We start from the raw sequence: 23627 nt of genomic DNA, 5'->3' as shown, positions 1-23627 counted from the left end.
CGGCGGATCGTCGGTGACGGGCCGCACGCCGGTGCCAGCGCCGGCACCGGTTCCACCGGCGTTGGCCGTGTCACGGACGTCGCGGCCTCTGGTCTGCCTGTCCGGCTTGGTGTCTCCCATCGCGACGTGAACGCTGCCAGCCACGCCGCACGCCCAGACGGCGGCGGAACGGATCCGGAGTGAACAGACCGGAACTGGAGAGGTCACCGCCACGCTCGACGTGACACCCGTCACCTTGGCCGCCGAGCCCCGAGCGCGTGGTCACGGCCCGGCCACGGATCGCGCGGATCTCGCCACCTGGGTGAAGCTGATGGCACGGAGCGCGATCTCGGCGCCGAGCGCCTCCTCTAACCTCGGTGATGGACGTCGAGAACCGGCCGACGCGCCCGTCTGGGCGCAGGGCGAAAGGAGACGCCACGTGACGAGGGCCCCGGCTGCCGCGGGGGACATCCCGGCCCCCAGGGCGGCGCCCGCCGCCGTCGTCCCGCCCGGCGACGCGTCATCCGCCTCCGGCGCGGCACTCACCGCCGCCACGGCCACCGGCGCGGCGAGCCCCACGGTGGACGTTCTCGACCCAGCCGTCCCCGACCCAGCCGTCCCCGACCCAGCCGTCCCCGACGCGGCCGTCCCCGACCCAGCCGTCCCCGACGCGGCCGTCCCCGACGCGCCCGCTCTCGACGCGGTCATCCCAGGCCCAGCCGGTCCCGGCGCGGCCGACGCCGATGCCGATGCGGCCGGTCCCCGCACACCCGGTCCCGATCCCGCCGGTTTCGACGTACGTGAGTACCTCGACGGCCTTGGCGCGTTCCTCGCCGGCGTCGCGAACGTCGTCATGCAGCTGAGCTGGGCGCCCGTCGGCCATGGCGTGGTGGAGAGCCGGGTGACCGGCGGGCGGCTGACCCATCACCCGGTGAAGCGCCTTCGCACCACGCTGACCTACATCGCCGTCTCCATGCTCGGCAGCGACGAGGAGCGAGCCCGCTACCGGGACGCGGTCAACGGGGCGCACCGGCAGGTCCGCTCCACCTCCGCCAGCTCCGTCCGCTACAACGCGCTGTGGCCGGAGCTGCAGCTCTGGGTGGCGGCCTGCATGTACCGGGGCGCGGTCGACGTCCACACCCGGCTGCACGGCCCGATCGAGCCACCGGCGGCGGACGCGTTCTACCGGCACGCCGCCCGCTTCGGCACGACCCTGCAGGTGCGCCAGCCGATGTGGCCCGCCGACCGGGCCGCGTTCGACCTGTACTGGGAGGAGGCGCTCGGCCGGGTCGCGATGGACCCGGCCGTCCACGCCTACCTGCACGGCCTGGTGACCGGCCGCGGGCTGCGCTGGCCGTTCAGTCTCGGCCCGCGGCGCCTCGTGACGTTCGTGACGACCGGTTTCCTGCCGCCCAGGTTCCGCGAGGAGATGGGACTGGCCTGGTCGGCGGCCGACCAGGCCCGGTTCGACCGGACACTGCGCCGGCTCGGCGCCGTCCAGCGCCGTCTCCCCCGGTTCGCCCGTCTCTTCCCTTACAACGTGCTTCTCCTGGACATGCGCCTGCGCCGCCGGCTTGGCCAGCGGCTGGTCTGACTGCCCCAGCCGCTGGCCGTCCGCCGCGTAGCCGTTCAGCTACGCCGCGGAGCCGCTCAGCCCACGTGGACGGGGGCGCCGGCGGCGGCCACGTCCGACTTCCGCGCCTTCACCAGGATCACGACGGTGATGAGCGCGGCCGCCATCAGCACGGCGCTCCAGAGGAAGGCCGTGGTGTAGCCCTCGATCTGGGACTGTGCCTGCGCGGCCGGGCCGATGCCGTGACTGCCCAGGTAGTTCGTCACGACGGTCGCGTAGACGGTGTTGAGCAGCGCGATGCCGAGCGAGCCACCGACCTGCTGGGTCGTGTTGACCAGGGCGCTCGCGACGCCGGCGTCGTGGTCCGACACGCCGATCAGCGACAGGCTCGACATCGGGACGAACGCCATGCCCATGCCGAGGCTGATCAGGAGCTCCGCCGGCAGGACGTGCGAGGCGTAGCCGGTGTGCAGCCCGACCTGGGTGAGCAGCAGCAGGCCGACCACCGCCATCACACCGCCCACGACCATGGGCGACTTCGGGCCGACGCGCGGCAGCAGCTGGCTCGCGACGGCCGCCCCGAAGATGATCCCACCGCTGAACGGCAGGAAGGCGAACCCGCTGCGAAGCGCGCTGTAGCCGAGCGTCTGCTGGAAGTAGAACGTCATGAACAGGAACATCGCCAGCAGCGCCGCGCCGAAGAACAGCGACGCGAGGAACGAGCCGCCACGGTTGCGCTCGAGCACGACCCGCATCGGCAGCAGGGGCTTCGCCGTACGCAGCTCGATCAGGACGAACGCCACCATGAGCACCACCGCCGCGGCCAGCAGCGAGACGGTCACCGCCGAGCCCCAGCCGTCGTCGGCCGCCTTGGTGAACCCGTACACCAGCGCGACCAAACCGAGGGTGATCGTCGCCGCGCCCGGGATGTCGTAGCTCGGCTTGCCCTCGGMGCGGCTCTCGCGCACGACCGAGATCGCGGCGACGGCCGTGACCACGGCGATCGGGACGTTGACGAACAGGCACCAGCGCCACGAGGTGTACTCGGTGAGCAGACCGCCGACGATCAGGCCGATCGCGGCGCCACCGCCCGAGATGCCGCCGTAGACGCCGAACGCGCGGGCGCGCTCCTTGCCGTCGGTGAACGTCACGGTGATGAGCGAGAGCGCGGCCGGCGCGAGCACCGCCGCGAAGGCGCCCTGCAGGGCGCGGGCGGCGAACAGCATCGCCGCGTTCGGGGCGAACCCGCCCAGCGCGGACGCGGCGGCGAAGCCGAACAGGCCCCAGATGAAGGCCCGCTTGCGCCCGGCGAAGTCGGCGATCCGCCCGCCGAGCAGCAGCAGGCCGCCGAAGGCGAGCGAGTAGGCGGTCATCACCCACTGCCGGTTGGCGGTGGAGATGTGCAGCGCGGACTGCGCGTGCGGGAGCGCGAGCGTCACGATCGAGCCGTCGAGCACGACCATGAGCTGGGCGACGGCGATGACGGCGAGCGCGATCCAGCGGCGCGGGTCGGGTTCGCCGGCCGCCCCGTGGGCCGATGCCTCGGCGGCGGACGAGGCGGCGGTGACCGCCGCGGCCGGCGCCGCGGGCTGGGCCGGGATCACCGGCGCGGTGGCCCTCTGGTCGCCACCGTCACCCGAGGGTGTGACGTCGGTGGTTGTGGTCACTGTGTCTCCGTGTCTTCTGGGGAGGCTCCGGAGCCGCGAGGGAGAGCATCGTCGCGTCTTCTCGGCCAGGGGCGAGGGTCTCGCGCGGGCCTGGGCGCCTCGTCCGGGGTCGCGGCCCTGGGCTGGGACCGTCTCGGGCGAGGGCGCACGGCCGCGGCGCCCCCGTGAACGCGCCGCCTCCGGCCGGCTGGTGGGCCGGCCGTTCGGCGGGAGGCGCAGGGTCTGGAATGCCGCCGTGGACGTCGGTGGTTGGGGCTGATCGGGAGCGGACGCCGGGTCAGGGGCCGCCGGCGGGTCAGGCGGGCGGTAGTTCACTTCCAGATAGTACGGCATCGAACAGAGCTGGCATCAAACTATCGTGATCAACTACACTCACGTCATGAAAGCCCGCACCCACGGCGTCAACGCGGGCACGCGCACCGACGACGTCCTCCTCGCCGACGACGTCCCGGACACGTGCGCCGAGACCAGCCCTCCCGACCCGGTCGCCACTCGGTATGACGCGACCGAGCCGGCCGATGTGACGGAGTTCTGCGTCACGCCGGAGGGCGCGGCCCCGGAGGTTGGACCGGACCAGGTCGACGAGTTCATCGAAGGCTGGCGTCGAGAGCGCCCCGACCTTGACGATGAGACTCTCGTCACCCTGGGCTGCTTCGCCCGGATGAAGTGGCTGGCCAAGAACTTCGCGACGGGCGCCGAGCAGGTCATCCGGCGACACGGCCTGACCGCCGGCGAGTTCGACGTGCTCGCGACGTTGCGTCAGTCCGGGCCGCCRTGCACGCTCATCCCGTCGCAGCTGTCGGCGCTGCTGATGATGTCGCGCGCCGGCATGACCAACCGGCTCGACCGGCTGGAAGCGGCTGGCCTGATCGAGCGAACGTTGGATCCGGCCGACCGGCGCAGCTTCCGGGTCCGGCTCACCGACCGGGGCCGGGGCGTCATCGACGCGGCGGTCACCGAGCACGCCCAGATCGTCAGCCGTTTCACCACGGTCCTCTCCCCCGACCAGCGCCGGGGCCTCGACGAGGCCCTGCGCACGCTGCTGCGCGCGCTCCCCTAGAGTGCGGACGATGGCGGAGCGGCTGGACGGCACGGTGGCGCTGGTGACCGGCGCGAGCAGCGGCATCGGCGAGGCGGCGGCGCGCGAGCTCGCCCGCCAGGGAGCGGCCGTGGCACTCGTCGCCCGCCGCCGGGACCGGCTGGACACCCTCGCCGCCGAGATCACCGACGCTGGCGGTCGCGCGCTCGCGCTGGAGACCGACGTCACCGACCAGGCCCAGGCGATCGCCGCCGTCGAGCGGACGGTCGCCGGGCTGGGCCGGCTCGACACGGTGGTCAACAACGCCGGCGTGATGCTGCTCGGCCCCGCCGTCGGCGCGCCCGTCGAGGAGTGGGACCGGATGGTCCAGCTGAACGTGCAGGGCCTGCTCTACGTCGCCCACGCCGCGCTGCCGCACCTGATCGAGGCGGCCGGGAGCGAGCCGCGGCGGGTCGCGGACCTGGTCAACATCAGCTCCGTCGCCGGCCGCCGGGCGACGGCGTTCTCGGGCGTCTACAACCTCACCAAACACGGCGTCAACGCGTTCACCGAGGCGCTGCGCCAGGAGGTCACCGAACGGCACGTGCGGGTGTCGGTCGTCGAGCCGGGCGCCGTCGGGACCGAGCTCACCGACCACCTGCGCCCAGAGATCCGCGAGACTGCCCGGCAGCGGTTCGCGAACGTCGAGATGCTGCACGCCCAGGACATCGCCGACGCGATCTCCTACATCGTCACCAGCCCACGCCGCGTCGCGATCAACGAGATCCTCATCCGCCCCACCAACCAGCCCGGTCCCTGACGCGCCCCCGCCCGGCGGGGAAAGCGTGGGTGGGCCAGCTGATCATGTGATGGCCCGGGCCCAGCGGATCAGGTGGCGGCTCGGGCCTGGCGGATCAGGTGGTGGCCCGGGGAATCGAGTGGCGGCTCGGGGGATCGACCGGTGGGCCGATGTCCCTCGTCGTCTCGGAGTCGAACGGCACCGGCTCGTCGTAGCCAGCCGCGTCGGCGTCGCCGTCGGGTCCGGGGCCAGCACCATCAGGGTCGAGGTCGTCGAGCTCGCGGTCGTCGGGATCGGGGTAGCCCTCCTCGACCAGCCTGAGCGTCAGGTCGTCGACGGCCTCCTGCCCGCCGGCGAGGCGGACGAGCCGGCGGCGCAGGTCGTCGACGCTCGGCCGCGCGTCCGGGTCGGCGGCGATCATCGCCGCCAGCGCCTTGACCAGCTCCTCCGGGACGCCGGACAGGTTCGGCGGTTTGTAGGGGTCGACGATGGCCGCGAGCAGTGAGGACGCGGCCCGGTCCGGGTAGAGGATGTGCCCGCTGGCCGCGTACACCAGCGTCGCGCCCAGCGCATAGACGTCGGCCGCCGTCGTGTCGTCCCGGCCGGCCACCTGCTCGGGCGCCCGGTAGGCCGGCCCGAACGGCTCCGCCAGCACGGCGAGCCCCGCGTCGACGGCCTTCGGCCCGTCCGGACCGAGGATGATGTTGCGCGGCTTGAGGTCACGGTGCAGCGATCCGGCCTCGTGGAGCTCGCTCAGCGCGTCCGCCAGCATGACCCCGAGGGCGGCGGTCAGCGGCCCGTCCAGGGGGCCTTCGCGCAGCACGTGCTCACCCAGCGTGCGGCCCGGGACGTATTCGGTCGCGAGCCAGGGTGGGTCGCCGTGCAGGTCCGCGTTGTCGAGCCGGGCGGCACGCGGGCCCGTGACCCGGTAGAGCGCCCGGACCTCGCCGGCCAGCCGCCAGCGGGCGTTGTCGCTCGACAGCAGGGCCTGATTGAGCACCCTGAGCGCGACGCGTCTCCCGGACGCCGACCTGGCGAGATAGACCCGTCCCGTCCCGCCGACGCCAAGCCGCGCGTCGAGCCGATACCGGCCAACCGCCTCCGGGTCGGACGGTAGCAGCGGCTCCGCCACCATCTCCTCCGCCACCGCGGCCCACCGGACCGCCGGACCGTCATGCCAACGATCTGCGCCCCCCACCATGCCATGGACCCCCGGACGAAGCCGCAAAAAGGGTGCCAAAGGCGCCCACGATTCCCGGACTTCGCCGCCGTCACCCCACCGCCGCCCGCTACCTACCGGCACATCCCAATCCCGGCCAACGCCACCCCCACCCCCGGCGACCACGCATGATCACCACGAACGTGTCCGGCGGTTGTGACGTCGCCGCACCCACGACCACGACGACAGGTCGGCGGCGGTCAGCGTGTCGGGCGACACGACATGCGCCGCACGGCGCATGTCGTGTCGCCCGACACGCACCACGCACCACGCGCGACGCGGACGCGCGACGCGCCGGGACGGCACGACGACCGACGTGCGACGTGCGACGTGCGACGTGCGACGTGCGACGTGCGACGTGCGACGTGCGACGTGCCGGCACAGCACGGCACGGCACGCGCAACATGCCGGGACGGTGCGACGTGGAACGTGGAACAGCAGCACCGCGTGTTGGGACGCCGCGGCGTGCCAGGACGGCGCTAGCGGCGCGCCGGAGGGATGTGCGCGAGYCGGTCGGACAGCGCCGCGATCTCTTCGCCGGAGTACGACAGATGGACCCTGGCCGTCGATGCCGGACGTGTGGCCAGCGACAGCCCGGGGCGCCACTCGCCGACCGGACGGATCGGGCGCGGGGCGAAGCCACCGCCGCAGTTCGGGCATACGTCACGCAGCCTGCCGACGCAGTCCACGCAGAAGGTGCACTCGTAGCTGCAGATCATCGCGTCCTGAGCGCCCGCCGGCAGGTCCTTGTCGCAGTACTCGCAGTTCGGGCGCAGCTCGAGTGCCATGGGCCGATTCTCGCCGGCACGGTGCCGCTCCCAGGTCCAGCCCGCCCACCCGACACAGAGGCTCTCCCCCGCCCCGCCGTACGAGTGCGCCTGCGACCGGCACTCCACGGCTACCGGCACTGCCGGTGTCACTGCCGGTGCCACCGGCACCGGCACCGGCACCGGCACCGGCCAGTCACCACCGCCGCCAGTTGGTCAACCACCCTCATACGCACACGCCAGCGGACGCGGGCCCGAGAGGGCGGGGCGCCGACGCGGGGGCGCAGGACGCGGGGACACCGGGCGCGGGGCGCGGGAGACGCGGGGCGTGGGAGACGCGGGGCGTGGGAGACGCGGGGCGTGGGAGACGCGGACGTGTGGGAGACGCGGACGTGTGGGAGACGCGGACGTGTGGGAGACGCGGACGTGTGGGAGACGCGGGGGCGATGGAAATTCCGCCGGAGACCGTCGCGATCCCGACTGCTGTCCCTCTGGCCGGCGGCGACGCTGGAGACATGCCGCCTGCAACGCAACCGACCCCATCAGCACCTTCAGCGCCATCAGCATCTGCCAAGCCGATGCGCGTCGACATCGTCGTGTTCGACGGCGTCGACGAACTGGACGTTGTCGGCCCGCTGGAGGTCTTCCGCAACGCCGAGYGCATGCACTGCCAGCTGACCAGCCGGCTCGTGACCCGCATACCGGTCAACGAGGTGGTCGGAAGCTATGGACTCCGATTCCGACCGGACGCCGTCCTTGAGCCCGGCTGCGATGTCCTGGTGGTCCCGGGTGGGAACTGGATCGCCCGAGGCGAGACCGGAGCCTGGGCGGAGGTCCGCGGTGGCGAGCTGCTTGGGCCGCTGCGCGCCGCGGCCGAGCGGGCGTCCGTGACGGCGGGTGTCTGCACGGGCGCCCTCATCCTCGCGGCGGCCGGCCTTGTCGGCGGCCGGCCGGCGGCTACGCACCACGCCGCCGTGGCGGACCTGGCGGGCTACGGTGCCGCCGTGACCGACGCCCGCGTCGTTGACGACGGCGATCTCGTGACCGCCGGTGGCGTCATCAGCGGCATCGATCTGGCTCTCTGGCTCGTCGAACGCTTCTTCGGCGCCCAATACGCTGACACGATCGCCGATCGGATGGAGTACCGCCGCACCCGGGCGGTGACAACCCACGGCAGCGGCCCTCGGGATCGGGACGACCGTCTCCGCTGACCAGCGAAAACCACGCGAGACGCCTCGGTACCACCGTCCTCACCTTTCCCACGCCTACTCCGCCAGCCCGCCAGGCAGCCGTACCCGCCCGGCCCGCCAGCCTTGCGGCCCGCCCGCCAGCCTTTGCGGTCCGCCGCGTTCGGCGGCCGAGGGTTAGTGAATGACCTTCGCGGCGATCCTGGGACCGGACCGGGACCACGCCGTAGCTTGGGGCGCTCGCACCTCGCTGTGGGCTCCCGAGCAGGTCCCAGATCCGGGCCGCCCCGTGTCAGCCTGTCAGCCTCCGAACTCTGCGCCGGAGCCTTGGGCGAGCCATTCCTGAGCACCGCCTGTGGCCGGACTGATCGGTCAGTCACGCTGCTCTGCCGCCGGCGGGCGGCGGGTCGGGGGGTGGCGGTGCCGCATGAGGATGTAGAGGGAGTCGTCCCAGCTGAGCCGGCCGCCGTCGCGGGTGTGGATCGCGTCAGGCGAGACGTGTCCGACCGCGGCGGCGAGCGCCTCTGCGGGCCGGGTGCCCGGATCGAGGCGGGGCGCAGGCAGGAGGACGAAGCCGTCGGGCAGAACCGCGACGATGGTGCCATCGGCGCGCCGGCGCAGCTTGGTCCCCTCGTCGTGGATCAACTGATGATGCCGGGTGCAGACCAGAGTCAGATTTTCCAGGTCGGTCTCGCCCTCGTCGGCCAGCCACTCGCGCAGGTGGTGGATCTGCAGCCACCGGGTGCGCGCGCAGCCTGGATAGCGGCAGGTCCCCTGGTCACGGGCATAGACCGCCTCCCGGAGCCGCCGGGTCGGCATTCGCCGGCGCCGCCCCAGCGCCAAGGGGCCGGCCGCGCCGTCGTGCACCAGCGCCCGCAGCAGCGCGTCGCAGCCCAGCCGTGACACCACGGCACGCGGCAGCCCGACTCCGGGCCCGGCGTCACAGCGCAGCAACCCGCGCGCCAGCCGACTGACCGGATCCGTGTCTTTCGCCGCCCGCCCGGTGTCGGCCGGGCCGTCAATGGCCTCGAGGCTGCCTCGGCCCGCCTCATCCACCCGCCCACGATCCGAACCAACGCTCCCGTCGGTGCCGCACACGCCACCGGGTTCGTCGCCGCCTGCTGACTCGCCGGTCCCGGATCCGCCGATTCCGGATCCGCCGGTCCCCGGTCTGCGGGCCTCCTGCCCGGCGGCGGCCACGCCGCCAGCCCTGTCGCCGGAAGGGTCTGCCTGGTCCATCGGCGCCGGCGCGGGCGCGGGCGTCGAACTGCCGCCCGCGCCGCGAACCCTGGTGCCAGCCTGGCCGGACAGGTGCTCCGGCTCCAACGCCACCCCGTCGCGCGCGTCGCCCCCGCCAGCGGCGAGCAGCGTGTCCGTGTCGATGTGCACGGTGAGCGTGTGCGCCGGGTCCAGCAGGCCGGGCGCCGGGCGGCGCAGGAACCCCTCCGCCAGCACCACCAGGGCGTCGGCGTCGGCGCGACGGTCCCGGTGCGCGGCGACCACCTCTCCGTCGACCGGTGCCGCCTCGCCCTCGGCCGGCGGGGAGACGTCATCCAGGCTTGCCCGCGCCGCGTCGATCGCCGCCGCGAGCCGGGCACCCTCCTGGGCCGTCAGCACCGCCGACAACCGGAACAGCCCATCCGACCGGGTGCTCCACGTCGCCTTCCGCGCCGCCCGCTGCGCCGAGGGGTCGGCGGTCAGCTGGTGATACCGCGACGCCAGGCGTTCCACCTGCCCGGCTGTGCAGTGCAAAGCGTGCGCCAGCCAGGTCGACTCCGTATCCGCGTCGGCGACCCGTGCCACCGCCCGCACCTTCGAGTACGACAGCCGCCCCGCCGCGAACGCCGCACGCACCGCCGGCAGCTCAGCCAGCGCGTGCCCGACCGCCATGTGGTCCTGCGCCGTCCGCACGCTCAGACCGCATCGCCATGCCAACCAGTGCGCGCACGACCCCATCCCCAGCCCCGACCAACCGCCCCGCCGGTCGAACGCCGCCAGCACCAGCAACATCCGACAGGTAGCCGCCGCGATCCTCCCCGCCCACCCGCAGATCTCCCGCTCCAGCGCCTCCAACGGCGCCGACTCCACATCCATCGGGTCACCCATGGCCACGGCGTCGACCGCCACCGCGTCAAAGGCCGTCGGGCCGGACATCGCCGGGCTGTGCGTCGGATCGATCGCGAGAGTGGCCATCAAGATCCCCCAGGTCCAAGGGCTGGATCAACCTCACCCCAAGGCTCTCACTCACCTCCGACAATTCCTGTCGTCGAGAACTCGTCCCCACTGCCGCGGTCCGGCCACGGGCCGAGACCGCGGGCAGACGACCGACCGCCGACCGCCTCGGCCGCCTGCCGCTGCCGTCGTCCGCCGGCCACCGGCCGCCGGCCACCAGCCACCAGCCACCGGCCACCGGCCACCGGCCACCGGCCACCAGCCACCGGCCACCGGCCACCGGCCGAGTTCACCTCGCGCCAGCCACCGCCGTGCGCCGCCTGCCGCCGCCACCGGAAAGGTTCGCCCACTCGCCCTCCCGCTCCAGGATCCGATCCGGTGCTGGCGGATCTTCACGTTCCGTGGAACGCGGCAGGAGCCGACCGCGGGGCCAGGTGCGGCAGTCCCAGCCGACGCACGGACACTGACCGGTCACGCGGTCGACCAGTGGACTTCCGCGTTCCGCGGAACGCGACATGGGACCACCATGGACACCCAGCAGGACCCACGAGCCACGCACGGCCACCAGCCACGCAGCCCAGCCAGCAGATCTTCACGTTCCGCGGAACGCGACACGGGACCACCACAGACACCCAGGCGGGGCACGGCCATCGACCGGTCCGGTGTCAGCCAGCAGATGCGCGGGCCGGAAGGTGGGCCGGCGAGCCATGAGCGGACCAGTGAAGCAGGATCAACGGGCTCCTCCGACCGAACGGGTCGGCATGTGTAGGGGCTACTCAACCAACTCGCCCGGATTTCCATCATGGTCTGGAATCAACAGCTCAGGTCCGGATCCTTGCGGTTCTGTCGGGCGACGCCTAGCGTGCCGATCGCCGAGAGGCAGCCTCGCGGCGGCCAGCGCGGGCGGCGGATCAGGTCAGCTCAGTGGTCAGGCGGTGGATCTCATGGCACTGTCCCTTGTCCGGCGTGCGTTCCAGGAGGCGATCCAGCGTGAGCACGACCATGTTGGCAGCCTGCACATTCTCCTGGCGCTACTGGCCGAGCCGTCGGTGGCGACCGAGGTGTTGAGCCGTCACGGGGTGACGTACGCGTCGTTGTCCGCGTCGGCCTTCATGGCTGTGCCGGCCGGCCCCGCGCGGCGATATGACCCAGCCAGAGGCCCGAGYGGGCCGAACCCGGATGGGCAGCAGGTGGTCRGCCGGGCTCAGGGTTTCGCGCTCGCGCAGGGCGTCAGGGACGGCATGGTCAGCCCTCGGCCCGAGCACTGGCTGCTTGCGTTGATCTACAGCCCCGCCGGCATGGGCTTCTCCACCCACATGCGCTTTCTTAGTGTGGAGCCGGAGCACCTTCTACGGGATCTCCGGCTCCACGGGATCGACACACCCGCGGCGCCAGCCCCGAGCTATGCGTTCCCAGGCAGCTGAACGGCGCACGGCGCACCGCGCTCATTCCGGAGGACTCCATGGCCCGCGACGGCAGTCGCCCACCCACCGCCTCTGGTCTCATGCCGTGAGCGGGGACAGGGCGAAGGAGCGCGACGACGCCGACGACTTCGCGGGAGTCAGCCGCGGCGGAACGGTCCTTGTCCTGGCGGTCGTGACCCTCGCTCATCCGTGGCAGGCGCTCAGGGAACTGCTCACGGCGGCCCGTCATCTGGTCCGCCGGGCGTTCAGGCTCGCGATCACGCCCATCGCTCTGATGAGMGCGGTCCTTTCGGGGCACCGGAGAGACCGACGCCCAACCTTCGAGGACTACCTGCACCGCGCCCACGACGAAGACGAAGGGGACCAATCGTGGCCGAGGTCGACGGCCATGGGCGCGCCCCCGCCAGCCCGCCCGGACGGCTCCCAGCAGATGTGAACCTCGCTCCTGTCGGCCAGGGCCGTCGGCTGGGACTGGGGTGAGGCTCGGCTGAGCGAGAGCCGGCGGCAGGCTGGCTGTCCGCTGGTAGCGCCCGGCAGGATGCGCGTCAACCGCGTACGCATCAACCGTGCGCGTCAGCCGCGTACGCGTCAGCCGCGTACGTAGCCGGGCCGGAGGCACTCGCGCCCAGACGGCCCGGCTCGACGGCCCGGCTCGTGGAGCCGCCGGGCGCGGTCAGGGCGCTCGTTACTTCGCGGCCGAACGGAGCGCCTCCAGCGCCTCGTCGGCGTGCCGGTTCATGGCGAACTCGGACTCGATACGCGCCAGCACGACCCCGTCCGCGCTAAGGACGAAGGTGGCGCGCTTGTTCGGGCCTCGCTTGCGGCGGACGCCGAACGCCTCAGCGATCTTCCGGTCGGTGTCGGCGATGAGCGGGAAGCCGAACGAATGCTTCGCGCTGAAGGCCGCCTGCTTCTCTATGTCGTCGGCGCTGATTCCGACGAGGCCGGCGCCAACGCCGGCGAACTCGTCGGCCAGGTCACGGAAGTGACAGCTCTCCTTGGTGCATCCGTAGGTCATCGCCGCCGGGTAGAAGAAGACCACCAGCGGTCCCTTGGCCAACAGGTCGGACAGGCGCAGGGTCGCACCCGTCTCGTCCACTCCGGACAGATCCTCGATGCGGTCGCCGACGTTCATTTCCCGGCCGTTCCTCTCATCATGTGACCGGTGACGCCGACCGCGGGACGCGCACTCCACATCTGTGCGCCTGTCGCCGAATCCAGCCCGAACCACCGGTCGATATCCTCCACCGCCAGATGCGGTCCCCGCCACGCGCCGGCGCGGCCCGGCACGGCGCCCGCGCCCACGAATCAGGCAGCGGGACGTGACCGTTAGCCCACGGCCTAACAGGTAAGCACCAAAGTGCCGGTGATGTTCCCGATCCGCCTCAGGCGGGTTCACCCGCGACGACGACGCCGTTCTCGTAGGCGAGGACCACGGCCTGGACCCGGTCGCGCAGATGGAGCTTGGTGAGAATGGCGCCCACGTGGCTCTTCACCGTCGCCTCGGTCACGACCAGACGCCCGGCGATCTCGGTGTTCGACAGCCCGCGGGCGACCAGTACCAGGACCTCGCGCTCGCGCGGCGTCAGGTCGTCGAGCAGGCCGGGCGGCGTCGGCGGCCGGGTACGCGCCGCGAACGTCTCGACCAGCCGGCGGGTGATGGCGGGCGAGAGCAGCGCGTCACCGGCGTGCAGGACACGGATCGCCTCGACCAGGCGCTCGCGGGAGGCGTCCTTGAGCAGGAAGCCCGCCGCGCCCGCGCGCAGCGCGCCGAACACGTACTCGTCCAGGTCGAAGGTGGTCAGGATGAGTACGCGCGGCGGTGGGAGAAACCCGCCGGCGGTCAGGTGGGAGGTGGTCTCCACACCGTCCATGCGTGGCATGCGGATGTCGAGCAGGACGACGTCCGGCCGCAGTTCCCGCGCGCGGGCGAGCGCCTCCTGGCCGTCCGCCGCCTCGCCGACCACCTCGAAGCCGTCCTGGGCCTCGAGAATCAGCCGCAGGCCGGTGCGGATCAGCTCCTGGTCGTCCACGATCAGCAGGCGGATACTCATCCGATTCCCTTTTCCCGTCCTCGTCTCTGGTTCTCGTTACCGCTTCTCGACCAGGGATCTCGACGCCGCCCTCGTTCCCGCTTCTCGTTTCCGCGCTCCTCGCGCGAGCCATCGCCGCCGGCCGCGAGGCACGCCTGGGCCTATCGCCCGTCGTCTCGCCCCTCGCCGGCCGGGAGGCGGGCCGCGACCCGAAACCCGCCACCCGGCCGAGGCCCGAACTCCAGCTCGCCGCCCAGCACCGCGGTCCGTTCCCGCATCCCGATGAGCCCGTGCCCAGCAGGGCCGGCGGTCCCGGGCGCGTCCGCGGAGGTGCCCGGGACCGCGGCCCGCGCTGGTCCGGTGGCCGTGCCGTCGTTGGCCACCTCGATGTCGATGCCTCGGTCACGATAGGCGAGCCCGACCATGACCTGGCTCGGATGCGCGTGCTTCACCGCGTTGGTCAGCGCCTCCTCGACGATGCGGAAGGCGGACAGCTCCAGTCCCCCGGGCAGCGGCCGCCGTTCTCCCGTCACCTCCAGCTMGGCGGCGATCCCGGCGGCGCGGTACTCGGCGACGAGGCCTTCCAGATCCCCCAGCGAGGGGGCGGGGCGGGAGTCGGCGGGCGTCCCCGGGGCGCGCAGYACGGTCAGCATCCGGCGGAGCTCGGCGAGGCTCTGTTCCCCGCTCGTCTCGACCCGTGCCAGCGTGTCGTCGGCCCGGTCCGGGGAGGCGCGCAGCACGTCCCGGGCGCCGCGCACGCCGAGCAGCATCACGGTCACCGAATGGGCGACGATGTCGTGCAGCTCGCGGGCGATCGACGCCCGCTCCTCATGGACCGCGATCCGGGCGAGCTGTTCCCGCTCGCGCTGGAGGTCGCGAGCGCGGTCCTCGAGCGCCCGGACGTAGCGGCGGCGGGTCCGCGCGTAGACACCCAGCGCCAACGCCCCCGCCGTCACCGGGACCGAGTCGATCGACCAGACCGCGAGCAGCACCGCGGTCGGCACGAACGCGACGAGCCCGAGCCGCCAGTCGTCACGTTCGCCGACCGAGTAGAGCGCGACCAGGACGGGCACCCCGCCGGGCGAGTCCCCGGTGACCGTCAGCGTCCCGGCCAGGGCGAGCGTCGCGACGAGCACCGGCCACGGTGCCCGGCGGCGCGCCGTGACCACGCCGCCGGAGCAKACCGCCAGCAGCACCGTCGACACCCGGGCGGTGTGGTCGTCGTCGAGGAGGAGGCTGAGCTCGGCGACCGTGGCGACCGCCGCGACGAGAAGATCGAACGCCAACGCGCGCCGGTCCCGGGGGCCGTCCTCCCGTGCGTCGCGCGGCGCCAGGACGGCCGCCCGCGCCCGGGCCCACCCGCGGTCCCGCCACCGAGCCGCCCACCGGGGCCGCCGGGGCCACCGGGGCCACCGAGTCCGCCGGGGCCGCGAGGGCCACCAGGTCCGCCGCCGCCGCGGCCCCGTCTTCTCGATGGTCATGCCAGATCGCGGCGGCGCTCGCCGGCCAGGGCCAAGGTCAGGAGGCCCGCCGTCCACGCTCCCAGGACGACCGCCGCCGCGAGCAGCGAGACGCGGCCAGGGCCGTGGGACATCCGGGTCAGGACCGCGACCGCGCCGAGCGGCGTGTAGTCCGATCCGCCCTCCCGGACGACGTCGATCATCGGGTTCACGACGAAGGTCAGAACCAGCGCGCCGGCCGCGGCCAGTGCCTGGTTGCGGACCAGCGCACCGACGGCCACGCCGATCAGCACCGCCAGCACCGAGGACGCCACCAGGCCCGCCGCCACCCCGGCCGCCTCGCCGGCGCCGAGCGCGGGTCCGGGCTGCCGGGCCAGCAGCGGCAGTCCCGCCCCGAGCGACACCGCCGCCATCAGCAGCCCGACGACCAGGCCGGTGGTCGCGTAGGCCGCGGCCCGCCCGAGGAGCAGTCGGGCACGGGAGGCACCGGAGGCGAGCGCCGCGGGGGCGGCGGTGCGGTGCCGGTACTCGCMGGCGGCGCCGACCGCGCCGAGCAGGAGCAACAGGATCGGCATGCCGGAGAGGGTCTCCTCCTTCTCTCCCACCTCGTCGAGCGTCCCCGAGGCGAGTGCGACGATCACGAGGTTGGCGGCCGTCAGCGCGACGGAGGCCGCCGCGAACGCCGACGCCGTACACGTGCTCAGGATCTTGATCAGCTCACCGCGGATCAGCCGGCTCACGCGTCCCGCCCTCCCGTCAGGTTAAGGAAGATGTCCTCGAGCGAGGATCCGCGCGCCGTGAGGGAGGCGATCGGGCTCTGGTGCGCGACCCGTCCCCGGTGGATGACGATGACGTCGTCGACCATCCGCTCGGCCTCGGTCAGCGAGTGACTCGACAGCAGGACGGTGCGGCCCGCGTCCGCCCGCTCCCGCAGCAGGGTCCGCAGCCACCGGATCCCTCGCGGGTCCAGCCCGTTCGTCGGCTCGTCCAGCACGAGGATGTCCGGGTCGGCCAGCAGTGCCGCCGCGAGCCCGAGCCGCTGCCGCATCCCGAGCGAGTACCTCCCGACCCTGCGGCCCGCGTCCGCATCGAGGCCGACCAGCGCCAGCACCTCGGGCACCCGCGTCCGGGGCAGCCCGGCCATGACCGCCAGTGAGCGCAGGTGCGCGCGCGCCGTACGGCCCGGATGGGCGCCACAGGGCTCGATGAGGACCCCCAGCGTGCGTGCGTCCCGGGTCCGGCCGCCGGCTCGGYCGTGCAGCAGCACGCGCCCAGAGCTCGCTGTGGCCAGTCCGCTGATGACCTTGAGCACCGTGGTCTTGCCGGCACCGTTGGGTCCGAAAAAGCCGGTGATAGCGCCGCCCCGCACGCTGAAGGACGCATTCTCGATCACGGCCCGCCCGCCATAGCGTTTCGTCAGCCCTTCCGCGGCGATCGCGATGTCGGCCCCCGTGGCGACCGTTGCCCCCGTTGCCCCCGTTGCCCCCGTGGCGGCCGTGGCTCCGGTGGCGGAGGTGGCCGCGGCCCCATCCGCCGTTCGTGAAATTCCCATGCCCGGAAGAATCCGGTCGGCCGATCTCGCGGTCATCGGCACGCGGACCGATCTCGGGACTCGACCGTGGTCGGAGGCCGGACGGGCACCCATCCGCCCAGGGACGGAGACAGCTCGCCGGCCAGGCGCCGCCGGGGCGAACCGTTCTCACCTCGCCCAAGCTGTCCGAATCTACACAGCTGTGGTGGTTTGCGGGATTGGCGGCCCGAGGATAGGAGAAGAGAAGGTAAACGAATTCCCGCGGGACGACGCGGACAACAAAAGGAGCACAGCCCAATGCGGCGACACCTGGACGATGGTCGGACCCGGCCGGACCAGACACCTCTCGAGGAACCTCGCCGTGGTCCTGCCAGCGCCGGCCCGGCCCGCCTGGCACCCGTCGCCGGCCGGGTCCCGGCCCGCCCCCAGGTGAGCGCTCGGACTGGGGCCGCGGCCGGCCCGGCCGGCGCGGCCGGCGTCGATGCCACAGCCGACAGAGCCGACACAGCCGACATCGCCGCGGACCAGGATCTCGACCAGGGCCAGAGCGGAGGCGGACCGGGCCGCGGGCCCGCCGGCGGACGCGACGACGGCCAGCTTCTCGCGATGATCGACGGCGTTCCCGACTACGACTACGTCGCCCACACGGCGACGCTGCGGGGTGTCGTGCGGCAACGTCTCGTCACCAGGGCGCTGCGCGAACACCTGCCGGCCGCGCCCGCCCGGATCGTCGACGTCGGCGGCGGGACCGGCGTCCAGGCGCTCGCACTGGCCAGGCTCGGCTATGACGTGACGATCTGCGAACCGGACGAGCGCATGGTGGACGAGGCCACGCGGGCGTTCGCCACCGCGCCCAAGGAGATCCGGGACCGGATCCGGCTCGTCCAGTGCGGCGCGTTCGAGGTGGCCGACCGGGTGGGCACCGGCTTTGACGCCACCCTCTGCCACGGCGTCATCATGTTCGTCCCCGAGACGGAGGCGCTCCTTCGCGCCCTCGTGCGTCTGACCCGCCCCGGCGGCACCATCTCGATCGTCGGCAAGAACGGGCCCGGCCTCGCGCTGCGCGCCGGGCTGCAGGGCCGCTGGCGCGACGTGCTCACCCAGCTGGCCGAGAACGGCGACGGCGCGGGGAACGGAGCCCTGCCGCCCGAGCCCGTCGTCCTCGGCCCGGCTCCGGCCAACAGCGCCGACGACCCCTCCCTCATCAGGTCCGTGCTGGTCGCCGAGGGAGCCGAACCGCTCGCCTGGTACGGGATCCGGACCTTCACCGACCATCTGGCCGACGAGCCTCCCACCGCCGACCTCGACGACATCGTCCAGGCCGAGTGGGTCGCGGGCACGCTCGACCCATACCGGCAGGTGGCGCGTCTGGTCCACCTGGTCCACCGCCGCCAGCCCTGACCGGTAGGCCGCGCCAGCGGCCGCGACGGCGGCCCAGTGGCCGATTGGCCCGGGTCATGGTGCCCGAGGCTGGTGCCCGAAGCCTCGAACTGGTACATGGCGCCGGCCGGCGCGACGACGCGGGAACGGCATGAAGCCGTCGGTAGTGGTTCCCAGCCGGTCGACACGTCGATATCAGCATGGTGACAATGCGACTCCGGGCAGCAGACAACGCCTTACGGTCGGCGTTGTGGAGCAGCAGAAGGTCATCGTGATCACAGGGGCGAACGGTGGCATCGGTGCGGCGGCGGCGCGCGAGCTGGCGCGGCAGGGGCACCGGCTGGCACTGGTCGGACTCGAGCGGGCGGACACCGAACGTCTCGCCGCCGAGCTCGGGGCGGCGGCCTACACCGCGGATTTCTCCTCGTTCGCGCAGGTGCGCGAGCTGGGCCGGCGGCTGCTGGCCGACCTGCCGCGCATCGACRTCCTGGTGAACAACGCCGGGATGATGAGCGGCGCGCGGCGCGCGGTCACCGAGGACGGCAACGAGTGGACGCTGCAGGTCAACCACCTCGCGCCGTTCCTCCTGACCCAGCTGCTCGCCCCGCGCCTGGCCGAGTGGGATGGCCGGGTGGTCGTCACGGCGAGCCTGATGAGCAGCAGCAGGCTCGCCCGTTTCGACCCCGAGCGGCTGAGCAACGGCCGCCGATACCGCGCGCTTGACGCCTATGCCGCGTCAAAGCTCGCGAACATCGCGTGCGCCGCCGAGATCGCCGCCCAAGTCGGCGCGGTCCGGGCTGTGTCGTTTCACCCGGGCATCGTGCGCACGAACTTCGGGGCCGAGGGCCCGATGTTCGTGCGCACGTTCATGCGCTCCCCGCTCCGCGCGTTCCTGCGCTCGCCCGAGCAGGCCGCCGACACGCTGGTGTGGCTCGCCACCGTCGACGGCGCGCGGCTCATCGACGGCGCCTACTACTTCGAGCGCCGCCCGGCCCGGCCCAACCCGCTCGTGTACGACGCCCGGTTCCGGCGTGCCCTGTGGCGGCGCACAGCCGAGCTGGTGAACGCGGCTCCGCTGCACGCACCGGCGCCCCAGGCAGCGCCGCTCGACACCGTCTCGGTCACCACCGTGCCGGCGGTCGCGTCGCCGAGCGACGCGACCCGGCTGGAAGCCACCCGGCTGGAAGCGGCCTGGGTGGACGCCGCCCGACTGGAGGCCTCTCGGCTGGAGGCCGTGAGCGCGGCTCTCGCCACTGTTCGGCAGCGTGCCGGCGAGCCCGCACCGCTCACAGCGGGCGCTCTGCGCGGATGACGAAGGGCCCGGGGGCTCCTGGCCCGCCCCCGGGCCCTTCGTCATCCGGACTGGTTGGCTACGCGGCCGCGGCGTGCTTCTCCGCGTAGCGACGGGCCCACTCGGCGCGGGGGACGACGTCCGTCTCCACGTCGGTGGCGGTGGCGCGCAGGGCGCCGACTGTGGCCTTCTCCTTGGGGATCTGCGCGAACGGGTCCCAGTTGAAGAAGCGGCTGGCGTTCTCCCACGTGATCTTGTTGATGTCCGTGTCGTCGGCGCCGGCGCCGGTGAGCTCCGCGTGGACGAACTCGGGGGCGGTGGGCCAGATCGAGTCGGAGTGCGGGTAGTCGCACTCCCAGGCGATGTTGTCGATGCCGATCTCGTGACGCAGCTTGAGCGTGGTCGGGTCGGTGACGTAGCAGGCCAGCGTGTGCTCGCGGAACACCTCGCTCGGCAGCTTCCCGCCGAAGTCCCGGCGCAGCCAGCGCTGGTTGGTGTAGTGCCGGTCGCAGCGGTCCAGGTAGAACGGGATCCAGCCGATGCCGCCCTCGGAGAAGGCGAACTTCAGGTCCGGGTAGGTACGCATCGCCGGGCCCCACAGGACGTCCTGCGCGGCCAGCGCCGAGATCTGGCAGGCCAGGATGATCAGGTTGTCGATCGGCGCGTCCGGCGCGCCCTTGATGGCACCGAAGCCCTGGCCGATGTGCAGGCACCAGACCAGGCCGGTGTCGGACATGGCCTTGAACACCGGGCCCCAGTACTCGAGGTCGTGGTAGCTCGGCAGGCCCTCCAGGTGCGGCTGCTCGGGCATGGTCACGGCCCTGACGCCCCTGGCCGCGACCCGGTGGATCTCGTTCACCATCAGCTGGGGGTCCCAGGTCGGCACCAGCGCGATCGGGATGAACCGGCCCGGGTAGGCGCCCGCCCAGCCGTCGACATGCCAGTCGTTGTAGGCCTCGATCATCGCGACGGTGATCTCGTCCTTGTAGTGGGTGAGATGACCGGCCGAGAAGCCCGTGAACGTCGGGAAGCACATCGAGGCGAGGATGCCGTTGCGGTCCATGTCGCGGACGCGGTCATGGATGTCGTAGGCGCCGGGGCGCATCTCGGCGAAGCTCGCCGGGTTCTTGTTCCACTCCTCGGCGGGCCAGGAGACGACGGCGTTCAGGCCGGAGACACCGGTCGGGCGGCCACGGTAGATCCACCGCTCGATGCCGTCCTCGCCCTTCACGACCTGCGGCGCGAGGTCCACCCACTTCGCCGGCACGCGGCCGTCGAACATGTCCGGCGGCTCGACCACATGATCATCGATGCTGACCAGGATCATCTCGTCGATGTTCATCTGGCACTTACCTCCTCTGTCGCGGGGCGACGGGGCCTAACGGTCGGACGTGGCCAGGAACGTCGGCCTGCGTCCGGCCCCCTGCTAGTTGTACGCTTCGCCACCATGTCCGTCTCCGCATGTTCGGCCAGGAATCCCACCAAAACGGCCACGAACCAGGCTCCGGCGCCGACGGTCGACGCGAAGTGGGCGACCGAGGCACCGCCGGCGCGGTCCTCGTCGTCCCCGCCGTCCACCGACCTGGGGCGGATCCACCGCGGCACCGTCGACCTGCGCCAGGGCGGGGCCGCGCTGGGGGGCGGCTACCAGTACGTCGGCGAGCGGCTGGTCACCGGCTGGCACTCGCACGACCTGCACCAGATCGAGTACGGCGTCTCCGGCGTCGTCGAGGTGGAGACCGCCGCCGGTCACTACCTCCTGCCCCCGCAGCAGGCCGCCTGGATCCCGGCGGGCCTGGAGCACCAGGCGACGATGAACACCGCGGTGCGCACGGTGTCGGTGATGTTCGACCCGAGCATCGTGCCGCACCCCGGCGACCGGGCCCGCATCCTCGCCGTCTCCCCGCTGATCCGGGAGATGATGCTCTACGCCCTGCGCTGGCCGATCGCGCGACCGGAGTCCCACGAGATCTCCGACGGGTTCTTCCGGACGCTCGCCCACCTGGTAGCCGAGTCGCTCGAGCACGAGGAGCCGCTGAGCCTGCCGACGTCGACCGACCCGGTGGTCGCCGCGGCGATGGCCTACACCCGCGAGCATCTCGAAACGGTCACCGCGGCCGAGGTCAGCCACGCGATCGGGGTGTCCGAGCGGACGCTGCGCCGGCAGTTCGCCGCCGAGCTGAGCATGCCGTGGCGCGGCTACCTGCTGCAGGCCAGGTTGCTGCGGGCGATGGCGCTGCTCGCCGAGCCGGGGCCGTCGGTGCTGGACGTGTCGCTCGCTGTCGGGTTCGACAACGTCAGCGCGTTCGCCCGCGCGTTCGCCCAGCGCTGCGGCGAGACCCCGTCGGCCTATCGCCGCCGCGTGGCGGCCGGCGGGCCCGGCTCGGCCGCCCGCGCGGGCGCGCCCGGCCATGCCGGGGCCCCCGAAGCCACGCCCACCGGAACGGACGCGGATCCGCACGCCCGGCTAGCGATCTCCAGCCTGGCCGGTGGCCGCATGACCGGGCTGATCGCGAGGTAGCGCCGCGGCGGCGACGCTCCCCCTCGCCTGCTCCACCGCGGTCGCCGCATCGGCGAGCGTCGTCGGCGCGGGAAGGCTCGTCGGCGCGGTCATGATCGGCGGCACGGCGGCGGCCGCTGAGGCACCGGCGGCGGCGATCCGGCGCGCGACCCGCCACCACAGGGCCAGCTGGACAAGCGCGAGCGGGACGGCGAACGGGAACAACGTCCAGGCTCCCGCGACCTGTAGCAGCGTGCCCGCGAGCCACGGCAGCAGGGCGCCGCCGACGAGCCCGCCCGCGGTGAGCACCCCGATCGCCGTCGGCACGAGACGCTCCGACGTGAGGCGCGGGGAGACCGCCATGGTGGTCGGGAAGATCGGGCCGAGGAAGAACCCGAGCAGCACGAACGCGGTGCTCGCCAGGCCCGCCGTGCCCGGCGCCGCCCACGCGAGCGCGCCCGCGACCACCGTTCCGGCCATGCACGCGTACATCAGGCCGGTCTGGGTCAGCCGCAGCCGGGCGGTGACCGGGGTGATGAGGAACCGGCCGGCGGTGAGGCCGAGCCAGTACCCGCTGGTCGTGTAGCCCGCCAGCAGACCGGAGACGGACCGTTCCTCGACCAGGTAGGTGTAGCCCCAGTTGCCGACGGCGATCTCCAGCCCGACGTAGACGGCCAGCATGGCCGCGCCGAGCAGCACCACCGGCTGGCGCAGCACCGTGGGAAGGGCGGAGGCGGGCCGGCTGTCGCCCGCCGTGGGCCCGGCCGCCGCTGACCCGCCCGCCGTGGGCCCGCCCGCCGTGGGCCCGCCCGCCGTGGGCCCGCCCGCCGCTGATCGGCCCGCCGTCGGCCCGGCCGGCGCTGGCCCATCCGCCGCCAGCCCGGCTGGCGCTGACCCGGCCGGCGCCGGTGACGCCGTCAGCAGCGGGTCGGCGGCGCGAGTCGGGAAAGCGACGGCACAGGCCGCGACTGTCGGCGCGAGGATGACCGCGATGATCAGCATCGCCGTCGTCCAGCCGGTGAACGTCAGCAGCCAGGCCGCCAGGAGCGGCCCGAGAAGCGCGCCGACACCGAAGAACGTGTCCATTCACGGGTGGCGGTTCCAGCACCCCTGTGTTGATGTTGCTTTAGGTGGTGAGGGCCTCGGCGCTGGCCGTCGGGGGGACGGGTAGCCAGGGTTTGCCGGCGAGGGCGAGGCGGATGGCGTCGATGGCGCGGATGCCGTGGTCGCGGGCGGAGACGAGGTAGGAGCGCACGCGGAGGTAGCCGGCCAGCGTCGTCGGGGTGTGCCAGTAGCCGGAGACGGTCTGGTGGCGTTTCGGGAGCCTGATCGCCTGCTCGGCGGCGTTGTTCACCCAGGGGATCTTGAAGTCGGTGCAGAACAGCCAGACCTGGTCGGCCTTCGCGGCGAGCCGGCGGGCCAGGACCAGGCCGGGATGGTTCTTCTCGTCGTGCCAGAGCCGGGACATGTTCGTCAGCTCGCCGATCCTGACGTCGGCGTCGTAGCGGGCCCGCAGTCTGTCGATGACCTGCTGGTCGAGGCGGGCCTGGCCGGTGGCGCGGGCGGCGACGGCCAGCCGGTTGGCCTCGCGGAGCAGGTCGATGAGCCGGCCCGCCCACTTCTGGAC

The 23627-nt window shown here is 73.0% G+C and carries 21 protein-coding genes; 9 read left to right on the top strand and 12 right to left on the bottom strand.

The window, feature by feature from the left end; all coding sequences use genetic code 11:
- The first annotated feature begins 418 nt into the window (after nt 1-418).
- Nucleotides 419-1573, top strand: coding sequence for an oxygenase MpaB family protein (locus tag BL253_RS30415; protein ID WP_241835285.1), 1155 nt, complete (start codon nt 419-421; stop codon nt 1571-1573).
- A gap of 56 nt (nt 1574-1629) precedes the next feature.
- On the opposite strand, the gene BL253_RS30410 is transcribed toward BL253_RS30415, so the two are convergent.
- Nucleotides 1630-3219: an MFS transporter gene (locus tag BL253_RS30410; RefSeq protein ID WP_076820748.1), complete on the bottom strand. Its 1590-nt coding sequence runs from the start codon at nt 3217-3219 to the stop codon at nt 1630-1632.
- Between the two features lie 358 nt (nt 3220-3577).
- Between BL253_RS30410 and BL253_RS30405 the strand changes: the two genes are divergently transcribed.
- Together BL253_RS30405 and BL253_RS30400 are read left to right on the top strand one after the other, a co-directional pair.
- Nucleotides 3578-4279: a MarR family winged helix-turn-helix transcriptional regulator gene (locus BL253_RS30405; protein ID WP_241835284.1), complete on the top strand. Its 702-nt coding sequence runs from the start codon at nt 3578-3580 to the stop codon at nt 4277-4279.
- 10 nt (nt 4280-4289) lie between these two features.
- On the top strand, nt 4290-5057 hold the full coding sequence (locus tag BL253_RS30400) for an SDR family NAD(P)-dependent oxidoreductase (protein WP_076820774.1): 768 nt from the start codon (nt 4290-4292) through the stop codon (nt 5055-5057).
- 94 nt (nt 5058-5151) lie between these two features.
- Here BL253_RS30400 and BL253_RS30395 read toward each other — a convergent pair whose 3' ends face one another.
- Entirely contained in the window at nt 5152-6183 is a 1032-nt protein-coding gene (locus tag BL253_RS30395) for a serine/threonine-protein kinase (RefSeq protein ID WP_076820747.1), read from the bottom strand.
- A 551-nt stretch (nt 6184-6734) separates the two neighbouring features.
- Complete coding sequence (locus BL253_RS30390) at nt 6735-7043, bottom strand: DUF1272 domain-containing protein (protein WP_076820746.1); 309 nt, start codon at nt 7041-7043, stop codon at nt 6735-6737.
- Between the two features lie 557 nt (nt 7044-7600).
- Here BL253_RS30390 and BL253_RS30385 point away from each other — a divergent pair.
- A complete protein-coding gene (locus BL253_RS30385) occupies nt 7601-8233 on the top strand; it encodes a DJ-1/PfpI family protein (RefSeq protein WP_076820745.1) in 633 nt (210 codons plus the stop codon).
- A gap of 348 nt (nt 8234-8581) precedes the next feature.
- On the opposite strand, the gene BL253_RS39725 is transcribed toward BL253_RS30385, so the two are convergent.
- Nucleotides 8582-10402, bottom strand: coding sequence for an HNH endonuclease (locus BL253_RS39725; RefSeq protein WP_081438846.1), 1821 nt, complete (start codon nt 10400-10402; stop codon nt 8582-8584).
- A 923-nt stretch (nt 10403-11325) separates the two neighbouring features.
- On the opposite strand from BL253_RS39725, the gene BL253_RS40620 reads away from it, so the two are divergent.
- Together BL253_RS40620 and BL253_RS30360 are read left to right on the top strand one after the other, a co-directional pair.
- Nucleotides 11326-11805 carry a Clp protease N-terminal domain-containing protein gene (locus BL253_RS40620; protein ID WP_198946461.1) on the top strand — a complete coding sequence of 160 codons (480 nt, stop codon included), beginning with the start codon at nt 11326-11328 and terminating at the stop codon, nt 11803-11805.
- An 85-nt stretch (nt 11806-11890) separates the two neighbouring features.
- The gene (locus BL253_RS30360) at nt 11891-12241 is read left to right on the top strand and encodes a hypothetical protein (protein ID WP_076820742.1); all 351 of its coding nucleotides are present in this window, start codon (nt 11891-11893) and stop codon (nt 12239-12241) included.
- Between the two features lie 249 nt (nt 12242-12490).
- Here the strand turns inward: BL253_RS30360 and BL253_RS30355 are convergent, their stop codons facing one another.
- The 5 genes from BL253_RS30355 to BL253_RS30335 form a co-directional block, all read right to left on the bottom strand.
- Complete coding sequence (locus tag BL253_RS30355) at nt 12491-12940, bottom strand: peroxiredoxin (RefSeq protein WP_076820741.1); 450 nt, start codon at nt 12938-12940, stop codon at nt 12491-12493.
- 250 nt (nt 12941-13190) lie between these two features.
- Entirely contained in the window at nt 13191-13859 is a 669-nt protein-coding gene (locus BL253_RS30350) for a response regulator (RefSeq protein WP_076820740.1), read from the bottom strand.
- A gap of 140 nt (nt 13860-13999) precedes the next feature.
- The gene (locus BL253_RS30345; RefSeq protein ID WP_241835283.1) at nt 14000-15124 is read right to left on the bottom strand and encodes a sensor histidine kinase; all 1125 of its coding nucleotides are present in this window, start codon (nt 15122-15124) and stop codon (nt 14000-14002) included.
- Nucleotides 15125-15315: 191 nt separating this feature from the next.
- Nucleotides 15316-16038 carry an ABC transporter permease gene (locus tag BL253_RS30340; RefSeq protein WP_076820738.1) on the bottom strand — a complete coding sequence of 241 codons (723 nt, stop codon included), beginning with the start codon at nt 16036-16038 and terminating at the stop codon, nt 15316-15318.
- Nucleotides 16035-16691 (bottom strand): ABC transporter ATP-binding protein, encoded by a 657-nt coding sequence (locus BL253_RS30335; RefSeq protein ID WP_241835282.1) that lies wholly within the window; start codon nt 16689-16691, stop codon nt 16035-16037. Before BL253_RS30335 ends, BL253_RS30340 begins: the two co-directional genes overlap by 4 nt.
- Nucleotides 16692-17258: 567 nt before the next feature.
- On the opposite strand from BL253_RS30335, the gene BL253_RS30330 reads away from it, so the two are divergent.
- Nucleotides 17259-18230, top strand: a complete 972-nt coding sequence (locus BL253_RS30330; RefSeq protein WP_241835281.1) for a methyltransferase domain-containing protein — start codon at nt 17259-17261, stop codon at nt 18228-18230.
- Between the two features lie 229 nt (nt 18231-18459).
- Nucleotides 18460-19521, top strand: a complete 1062-nt coding sequence (locus tag BL253_RS30325; RefSeq protein WP_241835280.1) for an SDR family NAD(P)-dependent oxidoreductase — start codon at nt 18460-18462, stop codon at nt 19519-19521.
- 58 nt (nt 19522-19579) lie between these two features.
- On the opposite strand, the gene BL253_RS30320 is transcribed toward BL253_RS30325, so the two are convergent.
- Nucleotides 19580-20842, bottom strand: coding sequence for an amidohydrolase family protein (locus BL253_RS30320; RefSeq protein ID WP_076820736.1), 1263 nt, complete (start codon nt 20840-20842; stop codon nt 19580-19582).
- A 105-nt stretch (nt 20843-20947) separates the two neighbouring features.
- Here BL253_RS30320 and BL253_RS30315 point away from each other — a divergent pair, with 105 nt between their 5' ends.
- Nucleotides 20948-22021, top strand: a complete 1074-nt coding sequence (locus BL253_RS30315) for an AraC family transcriptional regulator (protein ID WP_081438844.1) — start codon at nt 20948-20950, stop codon at nt 22019-22021.
- Here the strand turns inward: BL253_RS30315 and BL253_RS30310 are convergent.
- Together BL253_RS30310 and BL253_RS39720 are read right to left on the bottom strand one after the other, a co-directional pair.
- Nucleotides 21968-23086 carry an MFS transporter gene (locus tag BL253_RS30310; protein WP_198946460.1) on the bottom strand — a complete coding sequence of 373 codons (1119 nt, stop codon included), beginning with the start codon at nt 23084-23086 and terminating at the stop codon, nt 21968-21970. The genes BL253_RS30315 and BL253_RS30310 overlap by 54 nt on opposite strands.
- Before the next feature lie 40 nt (nt 23087-23126).
- Nucleotides 23127-23627 (bottom strand): transposase (locus BL253_RS39720; protein ID WP_158230451.1); only part of this gene is annotated, 501 nt, incomplete at its 5' end.

Origin of the sequence: Pseudofrankia asymbiotica (genome assembly GCF_001983105.1) — a bacterium.
GTDB classification, from domain to species: domain Bacteria; phylum Actinomycetota; class Actinomycetes; order Frankiales; family Frankiaceae; genus Pseudofrankia; species Pseudofrankia asymbiotica.
This window is presented reverse-complemented; position numbering and strand designations above follow the sequence as displayed.